This is a genomic window from Achromobacter sp. SD115 (genome assembly GCF_017355315.1).
Taxonomy (GTDB): domain Bacteria; phylum Pseudomonadota; class Gammaproteobacteria; order Burkholderiales; family Burkholderiaceae_B; genus Achromobacter; species Achromobacter xylosoxidans_B.
Genome location: NZ_JADIJM010000028.1, coordinates 21,787 through 32,744, shown reverse-complemented (window position 1 = coordinate 32,744; position 10,958 = coordinate 21,787). Strand labels below are relative to the sequence as shown.

General features: G+C 64.5%; 10 protein-coding genes. All 10 read right to left on the bottom strand.

Features of this window, described 5'->3' with window-relative positions; genetic code table 11:
• The 10 genes from flhB to IPU70_RS28435 all read right to left on the bottom strand — a co-directional run bounded on the left by flhB (position 1) and on the right by IPU70_RS28435 (position 10,957).
• Positions 1–1,155: a flagellar biosynthesis protein FlhB gene (flhB, locus tag IPU70_RS28480; RefSeq protein WP_207472526.1), complete on the bottom strand. Its 1,155-nt coding sequence runs from the start codon at positions 1,153–1,155 to the stop codon at positions 1–3.
• A 186-nt stretch (positions 1,156–1,341) separates the two neighbouring features.
• Complete coding sequence (locus IPU70_RS28475; protein WP_207472525.1) at positions 1,342–2,859, bottom strand: methyl-accepting chemotaxis protein; 1,518 nt, start codon at positions 2,857–2,859, stop codon at positions 1,342–1,344.
• A gap of 247 nt (positions 2,860–3,106) precedes the next feature.
• Complete coding sequence (gene cheZ, locus IPU70_RS28470) at positions 3,107–3,739, bottom strand: protein phosphatase CheZ (RefSeq protein WP_207472524.1); 633 nt, start codon at positions 3,737–3,739, stop codon at positions 3,107–3,109.
• An 8-nt stretch (positions 3,740–3,747) separates the two neighbouring features.
• Positions 3,748–4,137, bottom strand: coding sequence for a chemotaxis response regulator CheY (gene cheY, locus IPU70_RS28465; protein WP_013393379.1), 390 nt, complete (start codon positions 4,135–4,137; stop codon positions 3,748–3,750).
• A 50-nt stretch (positions 4,138–4,187) separates the two neighbouring features.
• A complete protein-coding gene (locus IPU70_RS28460) occupies positions 4,188–5,246 on the bottom strand; it encodes a chemotaxis response regulator protein-glutamate methylesterase (protein WP_013393378.1) in 1,059 nt (352 codons plus the stop codon).
• A 20-nt stretch (positions 5,247–5,266) separates the two neighbouring features.
• The gene (locus tag IPU70_RS28455; protein WP_207472523.1) at positions 5,267–6,124 is read right to left on the bottom strand and encodes a CheR family methyltransferase; all 858 of its coding nucleotides are present in this window, start codon (positions 6,122–6,124) and stop codon (positions 5,267–5,269) included.
• A gap of 8 nt (positions 6,125–6,132) precedes the next feature.
• Positions 6,133–7,836: a methyl-accepting chemotaxis protein gene (locus IPU70_RS28450; protein WP_013393376.1), complete on the bottom strand. Its 1,704-nt coding sequence runs from the start codon at positions 7,834–7,836 to the stop codon at positions 6,133–6,135.
• Positions 7,837–7,927: 91 nt separating this feature from the next.
• A complete protein-coding gene (gene cheW, locus IPU70_RS28445) occupies positions 7,928–8,428 on the bottom strand; it encodes a chemotaxis protein CheW (protein ID WP_207472522.1) in 501 nt (166 codons plus the stop codon).
• Positions 8,429–8,444: 16 nt separating this feature from the next.
• Positions 8,445–10,547 carry a chemotaxis protein CheA gene (gene cheA, locus IPU70_RS28440; RefSeq protein ID WP_207472521.1) on the bottom strand — a complete coding sequence of 701 codons (2,103 nt, stop codon included), beginning with the start codon at positions 10,545–10,547 and terminating at the stop codon, positions 8,445–8,447.
• Positions 10,548–10,576: 29 nt separating this feature from the next.
• On the bottom strand, positions 10,577–10,957 hold the full coding sequence (locus tag IPU70_RS28435) for a response regulator (RefSeq protein ID WP_207472520.1): 381 nt from the start codon (positions 10,955–10,957) through the stop codon (positions 10,577–10,579).
• Position 10,958: the final 1 nt, after the last annotated feature.

Genomic DNA, 10,958 nt, shown 5'->3' with positions numbered 1-10,958 from the left:
TTAAGCTCCTTGTGCTGCGGTTTTGGCTTGCGGGTCCAGCTCGGCCGGCACGGCCAGCCGGGTCGGGACCGCAGGTTCGGCGCCCCACCCGGCCCGCCAGGAGCGCAGCTGGAAGACCCACGCCAGCACTTCTGCCACCGCGGTGTAGAGTTCGGCCGGGATTTCCTGCCCGATCTCCACGTGTTGATGCAATGCGCGCGCCAGGGGCGGCGCTTCCAATGTCGGGATACGGTTTTCGGCCGCCAGTTCGCGGATCTTGGCCGCGATCAGGCCGGTGCCCTTGGCCAGCACTCGCGGCGCCCCGCTCTTTTCCTCGTCGTACTTCAAGGCCACGGCGTAATGCGTGGGATTGGTCACCACCACGTCCGCCTTTGGCACTTCAGACATCATGCGGCGCCGCGCCGCCTGGCGCTGCTGCTGCCGGATGCGCGCCTTCACGTGCGGGTCGCCTTCGCTTTCCTTGTGTTCCTGGCGCACGTCTTCCTTGGACATGCGCAGCTTCTTCAGGTGGCTCCAGATCTGCCACGGCACGTCCAGCATGACGATGACGATGAGCGAAGCCACGATAAAGGCGCAGCACATCGCCACCAGCGTCAGCGCCTTGACCAGCGCCGCCGACGGCGCCACGTGCATCAGGCTCAGCATGTCGTCGTGATAGCGCCAGATGACCCAGACTGCCACGCCGCCCACCAGCAGGGCCTTGGCCAGCGCCTTGATAAGCTCCACCACCGTCTGCGACGAGAACATCCGCTTCACCCCGGAAATGGGGCTGAGCTTGGAGAAATTGAACTGCAGGGGCTTGCCGGAGATGACCAGGCCGCCGAGCAGCACGCTGGACAGCACCGCGATCACCGCCAGCAAGCCAAAAATAGGCAGCAGCACCAGCAAGGCCTGGCCGAAGCCCTCGACCGCCCGCTCGACCATCACGCCGGGATCGGCGACGATGCGCTGATCGAAACCCAGGCCGTTGCGCAGCACGCCGGTCAGGGTGCGGTAGAGCGAACTGCCGCCCACCCAGATGGCGCCCACGCCCGCAGCCAGCATCATGAACGTCCCCAATTCCCGGGAACGCGCAATCTGCCCCTCCTCGCGCGCCTTTTCCAGGCGCCTGGGAGAGGCGGCTTCGGTTTTTTCGAGGTCGCTTTCTTCGGCCATGCTCTGCGGTATCGTTGCGGCTCGCGGATTCTGGAATGACGAGCTGCCCGCCGAGATTCTAGGAGGCCCCGGGCTTGGGCGATAAGCCAAGAAACGGGGGGAAAGCGGCGCTATTCCCGGATGCGTTCCAGGCGGCGCGTTCCAACCCGGCCTGGAACGCGCCCTGGCCCGTGACGACCCGCCGCGTCAGGCCCCAGCGGCGACCGCCAGGCCGCCGGCCTCGCCCTCGCCCGCGACCGCCTGGAAGCGGGTGAAATCCAGGCCGATCCGCACCGCGCCCCAATGTTCCGACCCCAGATAGAGCGGAATGGATATGTCGTTGACGATCTCACCCGTGTCGCGGGAGTAAGTCTGAAGCAGCATTCCGCCAGTGTTGGTCGCCAGGCGCAAACCCACCGGATCGTCAAAGATGCGCTTGTTCCGCACCCGCGCGATATCCTGTTTCGGATCCCCGGTAGGCGCCTGGGAAAAACGCAGATTGTGCGCCGGCGCGTAACCCCTGTTATCCACCAGAATCGTGTAGATCCCGCCCGGCACGCCATCCAGCACGCTGTCCAGCAACCGGGTCACGGATTCGTCGATCTGCCGGTCGTAGCTGGTGTGGTAGCGCGCCGGTTCGCTGCCCGGAATGCGCCGGTAATGCCGGTCGAACACATCGGCCCCGCGGCTCCGGGCGTCCTCCAGCAGGTTGGCAGCGGCGGCCCGGAAGGCTTCGACGGTTTCGGACAGGCCATCAAAAGCCGTATTACCGGTGCGCATATCGGCCAGGACCTCCTGCACACTTTCCGTCTGGCGGCGGATGCGGTCGATTTCGCCGGACATGCTGCCGATACGCTCGAGCACGTTGGCGCTCAGCGCGGCGATCCGCCCCACGTCCTCGCTCATGCCGTGATTGGTGGAGTCCACCTCGCCGATGGCCTGGACCACGTCGCCGACCTGACGGTTCATGCTGTCGAAATCCCGCACGAAACGCTCGAAACCGGAGCATGTGCGGCCCAGCACCTCGCCTGAGGTGTCGACATCCTCGCGCAGCGTGCCGGTCTGACGCTGGGTCGTTTCCACCAGCTCCAGCATCTCGGTGGTATGCCGGCCGATATCGCTGGTGGCCGAGTTCACGCGCTCGGCCAGGCGCCCGACCTCGCTGGCGACGACGGCGAAGCCGCGCCCCGCATCTCCCGCCCTGGCCGCCTCGACCCCGGCGTTCAAGGCCAGCAGCTGGGTTTGCAAGGCGATCTCCTTGATCAGCTTGCTGATGTCGCCAACCGAATGGGCGCGGCCAGTCAGCTGCCCGACCACCTCGGTAAAGGCAGCCATCTCGCGCGTCATGCGCTCCACCCGCGCCTTGACCTCGGACAGCTCGGCCAACGCCTGCTGCGCCGCGTGCAGATTCTGCCCCGACACCTCGGCGATCTCGCGCGCATGGGTGGATGTGGATGCCGACAGCGCGGCGATTTGCGCGCCGCTGGCCGCAAGTGCGTCGGCGGCGCGCGCCTGCTCCTGCGCCAGGAGCGAGCAATGACCCGCCTGAAACTGCGTGCGCGCGGCATTGAGCGCAATTTCTATGCTGGATTGGCGGACGGTCATGATGCGGCCGCGCAGGCGCGCCATGAAGCCGTATAGCGGCCAAACGGCCGGACTAAAGGATAAAGTGCGCTCCGACAGCGTCGCGTCGCCGCGATTGAGCCGCCGCAACAAACTCCACATGCCTCCCAGACGGAATACGGATCTGGCCACGATCAACCTCCTTGTGCCGGCCCGGATCGCCTTCTATGGGCATCCGTTGCCTGGCGCGCACTGCGCGCCATGATTCACGCTGCACGGCCCCTATTTATTATTCTGGAGGGGAGTCTATCCATGAGGCGCTGTTTACGCCTCTAGGGAATACGTTCATGCACCGGCCGCACTGTCAGGAAGGCCCCGCCGGAGGGCATGTCTGGCGGGGCGATCCTGGCTAGAAGCCCAGGCTCGCCAGCAGGTCGTCGACCTGATCTTGGCTGGTCACTACGTCGGTCTTGCCCTGCGGGCTGATCTGCGGCCCGTTGAGCAGGCTGTTGGCCTCGTCGCGACGTTCTTGCGGGACGTTGTCCAGCAACACCTGCAGCAGTTCGCGCTCGATCGCGCCCACCACGTCCATCATGCGCATGATGACCTGGCCCGTAAGGTCCTGGAAATCCTGCGCCATGATGATTTCCATCAGCTGGGACTGCGTCTGCTGCGCCTGCTTCGGCACGTCTTGCAAGTATGCGCGGGTGTCCTTCACCAGTTCGCGCGCCTCAGGCAGCTCCAGCGGCTGGTCGTACCATTGCTGCCAGCGCGTGTCCAACGCCTGCGCCGAGCGCGACAGCCCGTCCTGGATGGGGCCGGCCTGCTCAGTGGCGTTCAGCACGCGATTGGCGGCCTGCTCCGTCATCTGCGCCACGTAGCGCAGACGGTCGCGGGCATCCGGAATGGCGTTGGCAGCGTCCTTGATGGCCTGATCCAGGCCCAGTTCGCGCATGCTGTCGCGCAGCATGCGCGTCAGCGACGCGATGCGGTGGATCAGATCGGGGGATTCGCCCGGGTTCTCATGTTCGGTCGTACTCATGGCTCACCTCAACCGGCGATTTTCTCGAAGATCTTGTTGAGCTTCTCTTCCAGCGTCGCCGCCGTGAAAGGCTTGACCACATAACCGTTGGCGCCAGCCTGGGCCGCGGCAACGATGTTTTCCTTCTTGGCCTCGGCCGTCACCATCAGCACCGGCAGCGAGGCCAGCGCCGCGTCGGCGCGGATCTGCTTGAGCATCTCCAGGCCATCGAGGTTGGGCATGTTCCAATCCGACACCACGAACTGGAAGCCGCCGTTGCGCAGCTTTTCCAGGCCGATGGCGCCGTCTTCGGCCTCATCCACGTTCTCGAAACCCAGCTCTTTGAGCAGGTTGCGGATGATCCGCCGCATGGTGGGGAAGTCATCCACCACCAGAATCTTCAGGCCCTTGTCTACCATCTTCTACTCCAGAAAAAATTTGCCTTGGACCGATCGGGGAGCTTTGCGCGTCAGACGCGGTGCCCGCGATCGCCCAGGCGAGTCAGAATGCGTTCGCTTATCGCCGACAACGAAACCACTTCATCCGCAGCGCCCAGCGCGATCGCTTCGCGCGGCATGCCGAAGACGACGCAGCTGGCTTCGTCCTGCGCAATCGTGTGCGCGCCCGCGCGGTGCATGGCCAGCATGCCGGCGGCGCCGTCCTTGCCCATGCCTGTCAAAATGACGCCGATGGCGTTCTTGCCGGCGGCGACGGCAGCCGAATTGAACAGTACGTCCACCGACGGACGGTGGCGATTGACGGGTTCGCTGGCTTCGAGTTCGATCACGTAGTTGGCGCCGCTGCGCCCAAGACGCATGTGCATGTCGCCGCCCGGCGCCAGATACACGTGCCCCGGCAACACCCGGTCGCCGTGCACGGCTTCGCGCACGGTCACCGCGCACAGCGCATCCAGGCGCTGCGCGAAGGAGCGCGTGAAGCCCGCCGGCATATGCTGAGTGATCAGGATTGCCGGGCTGTCCGGCGGCAGCGGCTGCAGGACCTCGCGGATCGCCTCGGTGCCGCCCGTGGAGGCGCCGACGATGACCAGCTTTTCCGAGCTGGACAGCGGCCGGCGCAGCATGGGCGCCGGCGCGGCGGGCGCGGCATGCGCTGCAGGCGCCCTCAACTTGGCGCGCGAGGCCGCGCGTATCTTGTCGGCGATGATCTCGGTGTACTCGAGCAGGCCGTCGCGTATGCCCAGCTTGGGCTTGGTAACGAAGTCGATGGCGCCAAGTTCCAGGGCCCGCAGCGTGATTTCACCGCCGCGCTCGGTCAGCGACGACACCATCACTACCGGCATGGGCCGCAGGCGCATGAGCTTTTCGAGGAAATCCAGCCCGTCCATCCGGGGCATTTCCACGTCCAGCGTCAGCACATCTGGGTTGTGACGCTTGATGAGCTCACGCGCAACCAGAGGATCGGGCGCGGTCGCGACCACTTCCATGTCCGGCTGGCTGTTGATTATCTCCGTCATCAGCCCGCGCACCAGCGCCGAATCGTCCACGCACAAAACGCTAATTTTCTTCATTTTTTGCTGCCTCGTCCCGCTCAGGACCTGCCCGCGCATTCATAGACGGTCTGCCCGCGCAGACGAAAATCCCGGCTGATATAGGTGAAGTTTTCGGAATGGCCAGCGAACAGCAAGCCGCCGGGCTTGAGCAGCGGCACAAACCGCTCCAGGATCCTGGCCTGGGTGGGTTTATCGAAATAAATCATGACGTTGCGGCAGAAGATGACGTCGAACTGTTCGTTGATCTGCCACGCCGGCGCCAACAGATTCAGGGGTTCGTAGCGGACCATGTCGGCAATCTCGGGGCGCACCCGGACCTGCCCCTCGTTGCCGCCGCGCCCTTTCAGGAAAAAGCGCCGCAGGCGCTCACCGTCCATCTTGTCCACGCGCTCGGCGGGATAGACCCCGGCGCGCGCGCGGGTGAGTACATTGGTGTCGATGTCGGTGGCCAACACCGAACATGCATTGGCCCGCGGACCCAACGCTTCCACCAGCGTCATGGCGATGGAATATGGTTCTTCGCCGGTTGAGGCCGCACAGCACCACACCGACACCGGGCCGCCGCGCCGCTTGGCGAAGTCGGCCAGGATGGGAAAGTGATGCGATTCGCGGAAGAAAGCAGTCAGGTTGGTCGTCAACGCATTGACGAAATCTTCCCATTCAGACGCGTTCGGCTCGTTTTCAAGCTGGTCCAGATAGCTGCCGAAATCCTGCATGCCCAGCGCGCGCAGGCGCCGCGCCAGCCGGCTGTAGACCATCTCGCGCTTGTGCGTGCCCAGCGAAATGCCCGCGTGCGCATGGATCATCTTGCGCACGCGCGAAAAGTCCGCGTCGCGAAAATCGAATTGGCGTTCCACCGAGATGGAAGGCGCCTGGTTTGCCGCTGCTGTCGCCACTGCAGTCCTCAGTGCCCAAGAGCAAGCGCATCAGGCGCCTGCAAGCGCGCATCGTCACCCGACGCGCGTGCCGATGACAGGCGCTGGGCCGGAACTTCGATGACTTCGCCCGCGTTGATCTTGAACACGGCCACTGCTTCGGCCAGGCGTTGCGCCTGCTCCTGCAGCGATCCCGCGGCCGCGGCCGCCTCTTCCACCAGTGCCGCGTTCTGCTGCGTCACCTCGTCCATTTGCGACACCGCGCGGTTCACCTGGTCGATGCCGCTGGATTGCTCTTCCGACGCCGCCGAGATCTCGCCCATGATGTCGGTCACCCGCTTCACCGAGGCCACGATCTCCTGCATCGTCGCGCCAGCGCGTTCCACCTGCTGCGAACCCGCGCCGACCTTGGTCACCGAGTCCTCGATCAGGCCCTTGATTTCCTTGGCCGCCTGGGCGCTGCGCTGCGCCAGCGAACGCACTTCGCCCGCCACCACCGCAAAGCCCTTGCCCTGCTCGCCTGCGCGCGCGGCTTCCACCGCGGCGTTCAGCGCCAGGATGTTGGTCTGGAACGCAATACCGTCGATGACCGACACGATCTCGGAGATCTTGCGCGAACTGGCCGAAATGCCTTGCATCGTGCTGACCACTTCCGACACCGCCGAACCACCGCGTTCGGCCACGTCGGACGCGCTGGCCGCCAACTGATTGGCCTGGCGCGCGTTGTCCGCGTTCTGCTTCACCGTCGAGGCCAACTGTTCCATCGACGCCGCGGTTTCTTCCAGCGAGGCAGCCTGCTGCTCGGTGCGGCTGGACAGATCCGTGTTACCCGCGGCAATCTCGTGCGAACCCACGTTGATCTCATCCACGCCGCGGCGCACCGACGCCACCGTGCGGGTCAGGCTTTCCTGCATGCGCTTCAAGGCGGCAAACAGCTGGCCGATCTCGTTGGTGTTGCGCACGTCCACGCGGGCGGTAAGGTCGCCGCCCGCGATGCGGTCGAAGTGATGCCCTGCTTCCTTCAGCGGCAACAGCACGCGACGGCGCAGGAACACGTACGTGGCGAACACCAGCAATGCGGCGACCACGCCGCCGGCGCCTACGGCCATCAGGACGAACTGGTAACGCACCTGCGCCACCTCATGGGCATCCAGCATCTTGCTGGCGCGCCAGAAATCAAAGCCTTCGATCGCGCGCGCGTAGCGCCCTTCCAGGGCGTCCTGCACCGTCTGAACCTGCTTCTGGTAGGCGGGCATATCCGCCTTTTCCAGGGAGGCCACCAATGGCGTCAACCCTTGCCCGACCAGCGCCTCATAGGCCTGGTCGATCTCTTTCAGGGCGTCGGCCGCTTCGGCGGGCCGGGCCAGGCTCTTGTAATACTCGAACTCGGCCTGCCCCTTGTTCATGGAGGCCTTGGCGCGTTCCAGCAGGCCGGCAGCCTCGGACGACAAGCCCTGGGTCAGCAAGGTGGGCTGCCCCACGTTCTTTACGATGTCCGCATAGTTGGACGCGGCGGCGCGGCCAAGGCCGGCCATGGAGTCCTTGTAGCTGGAGACGACGCGGCCAACCGCATCGTCCAGCTCCTGCGATTGCTTTATCTCCGCCAGGGTGCCGTTGCTGATGCGCAGAGACAGCACGCCCAGCGCGGCCCCGATCACCAACATGAATGAGAAGAACGCCAGCACCCACAACAGGCTGCTGCGTATCGTCATGTTCGCGAGAAACTTGCGCATCACAAGGACCACTCCTAGACTGAAATCGTTAAAGGAAAGCGCCACATTGGGTGCAATATGGCGCTTCTACCTCCCAAGCAGGCCGTTCCGATCAGGACGCGGCCTTCTCCACCAGCGCCATTTCGTCGCTGGTCATCATTTTTTCGATATCCACCAGAATCAGCATGCGTTCGTCCACCGTACCCAAGCCCGTCAGGTACTCGGTGGACAAGGTGGCGCCAAACTCCGGCGCCGGACGGATCTGGCCCGAATTGAGCATCAGCACGTCCGACACGCCGTCCACCACGATCCCGACCACACGGCGGTCGAGGTTCAGGATGATGACCACGGTCTGCTCGTTGTATTCGACGCGGCCCAGGTTGAACTTGATGCGCAGGTCGACGATGGGCACGATGATGCCGCGCAGGTTGGTCACGCCCTTGATGAACGGCGGAACATTCGCGATGCGGGTAACCGTGTCGGCGTCGTAGCCACGGATCTCCTGCACCTTCAGGATGTCGATGCCGTACTCTTCGTCACCCAGCGTGAACACCAGGAATTCGCTGCCGACATCTTCATTGCGCGCGGATTGCGCTTGCGGTTTGGCTGCCATGAGGTTTAGTTCTCCATCAATTCAGAATGGCTTCGGGCTGCGACCAACGCTCACGGTTGGCGCGCGCAAGCGCAAATACGTCGACAATCAGGGCCACGCTGCCATCGCCCAGGATGGTGGCGGCGGAAATGCCCGGCACCTTGCGGTAATTCGATTCGAGATTCTTCACCACCACCTGGTGCTGGCCGATCAGGTGATCCACCAGCAACGCGAAACGGCGGTCCTCGGCCTGCATGATGACCGCGATGGCCTGAGTGGGATCGGTCTGGGCCTCGCCGACCGAGAACACCCGGTGCATCTCGACCAGCGGCAGGTATTCGCCGCGCACGTGCATCACGCGCTCATTGCCGGCCACGGAATAGATCTGGTCATTCGTGGGCTGCAGCGATTCGGTCACATGATTCAGCGGCAAGATGAAGGTTTCCTCGCCGACCCGCACCGACATGCCGTCCAGGATGGCCAAGGTCAGCGGCAGAACGATGCGCGTCGTGGTGCCGTTGCCCGGCTCGCACGACAGCTGCACATGGCCGCCCATGTCCTGGATGTTCCGGCGCACCACGTCCATGCCCACGCCACGGCCGGAAATGTCCGTGACCTTTTCGGCCGTGGAGAAGCCCGGCGCGAAAATCAATTGCCAGATTTCGTCGTCCGGCGAATTCTCGTTGACCGCCAGGCCCTGGGCCATGGCCTTCTTCAGGATCTTGTCGCGGTTCAGGCCGCCACCGTCGTCACTGACTTCAATGACGATATTGCCGCCGTTGTGCTGGGCCGACAGCACCAGTTGCCCGACCGGGTCCTTGCCCGCGGCGACGCGCTTTTCGGGCGTCTCGATGCCATGGTCCAGGCTGTTGCGCACCAGATGGGTCAGCGGATCGATGATGCGTTCGATCAGGCTCTTGTCCAGTTCGGTTGCGCGGCCATGAGTCTGCAGTTCAATCTGCTTGCCCATCTTGCTGGCGATGTCTCGCACCAGGCGCGGGAAACGGCTGAATACGTAGTCCATCGGCATCATCCGGATGGACATGACCGCTTCCTGCAGGTCGCGCGCGTTGCGCTCCAGCTGTTCCATGCCATTGAGCAGGCGGTCGTGCAGCACCGGATCCAGCGTGGACGCCGTCTGCGCCAGCATGGCTTGCGTAATGACCAGTTCGCCCACCAGGTTGATGACCTGGTCGACCTTCTCGACGCCGACGCGGATCGAGGTGGATTCCTTGTCCGCGTGGGCCGGCGCCGCCGCGGCGGGCCGCGCCGCGCGGGCGGACTGCGTGATGGCCTCGGCGGCCGCTGCCGACTCGGCTACGGCGGGTGCCACGGGAGCGGCAGGAGCCTGCGCCGCAGCGGAAGCCGCGGTAGCCTGGGTCGCGCCCGCCGGAGCGGCTTCGCGGCTGATGTCCAGCTGGTCGCCGTCAACGATGAAGCAGCATACGGCCTCGATATCGTCCGGCGTGCAGGTGCTGTCCATCCACACGGTCAGGGCGCCGTCGGCACGTTCACTGGCCTTGACGCTGCCCAGGTTGCCCATTTCCTCGAGCAAGGAGGCTGCGTCCTTGTCCGAAACCTTGGTGATCCGCACACGCAGAGGCAGGCTGCCGGCTTCCGCGGCCGGCGCTTGCGCTGCTGGCTCCGGGGCTGGCGCCGGAGCGGCGACCACCGGCATGGGGGCCGGAGCTGCCGCCGCTGCGGGGATTGCGGTCGGCGCAGATGCCGCAGCGGGGTCCTTATGCTCCAGCGCAAGCTGCCTCAACACGGCGCAAATACGCTCAAACACGGCTTCATCGGGCTCTTCGGAGGCCCGATAGGCATCCAGTTGGCTTTTGAGCACGTCTTTCGTTTCCAAGAAAATATCGATCATGTCCGTGCGCAGCGCCATTTCGCCGCGACGGATCGCGTCCAGGAGGTTTTCCAGCAAATGGGTCGTGCCCGCCAGCTGCGTGAAACAGCCGAACGTCGCCGCCCCGCCCTTGATCGAGTGGGCCGCGCGAAAAATCGCGTTGAGCTGTTCGATGTCGGGCGCGCCCACATCGAGCTCAAGCAGCAGCTGCTCCATCTGTGCGAGCAGCTCGTCAGCCTCGTCGAAAAAGGTCTCGTAAAACTGACTGAGGTCCAAACCAGAACTCATGACCCGTACGCCTTCAAAAATGAACCTGCCTAAGCGCCGGCCTGCTCGTCGAGCAGTTCAGACGCCAATTCCACCAGCACATCCGGGTCGACCGGCTTGGAAAGCCAGCCACAGACTCCCAGATCCCGGGCGGCCATCTTGCTGTCCACATCGTCCTCGGTGGTCAATACCAGCACCGGCACGTCCAGGTATGCGTCTTCCTGGCGCAAGCCCTGAATCAGCTCCAGGCCACCCATGACCGGCATGTTCCAATCGCTGACCACCAGGTCGACCGGGTGGCGCTTGGCCATTTCCAGGGCTTCCTGGCCGTTGCCAGCCGTCAAGACCTGCCATCCCGCGCCCGTCAACGTCGCCTGGACGATCATCCGCATCGTCGCCGAATCGTCCGCCACAAGAATCGTTGCCGCCATT

Coding starts and splice junctions, on each gene's coding strand:
- flhB (WP_207472526.1), bottom strand. CDS start 1,155: ATGGCCGAAGAAAGCGACCTCGAAAAAACCGAAGCCGCCTCTCCCAGG.
- IPU70_RS28475 (WP_207472525.1), bottom strand. CDS start 2,859: ATGTGGAGTTTGTTGCGGCGGCTCAATCGCGGCGACGCGACGCTGTCG.
- cheZ (WP_207472524.1), bottom strand. CDS start 3,739: ATGAGTACGACCGAACATGAGAACCCGGGCGAATCCCCCGATCTGATC.
- cheY (WP_013393379.1), bottom strand. CDS start 4,137: ATGGTAGACAAGGGCCTGAAGATTCTGGTGGTGGATGACTTCCCCACC.
- IPU70_RS28460 (WP_013393378.1), bottom strand. CDS start 5,246: ATGAAGAAAATTAGCGTTTTGTGCGTGGACGATTCGGCGCTGGTGCGC.
- IPU70_RS28450 (WP_013393376.1), bottom strand. CDS start 7,836: ATGCGCAAGTTTCTCGCGAACATGACGATACGCAGCAGCCTGTTGTGG.
- cheW (WP_207472522.1), bottom strand. CDS start 8,428: ATGGCAGCCAAACCGCAAGCGCAATCCGCGCGCAATGAAGATGTCGGC.
- cheA (WP_207472521.1), bottom strand. CDS start 10,547: ATGAGTTCTGGTTTGGACCTCAGTCAGTTTTACGAGACCTTTTTCGAC.
- IPU70_RS28435 (WP_207472520.1), bottom strand. CDS start 10,957: ATGGCGGCAACGATTCTTGTGGCGGACGATTCGGCGACGATGCGGATG.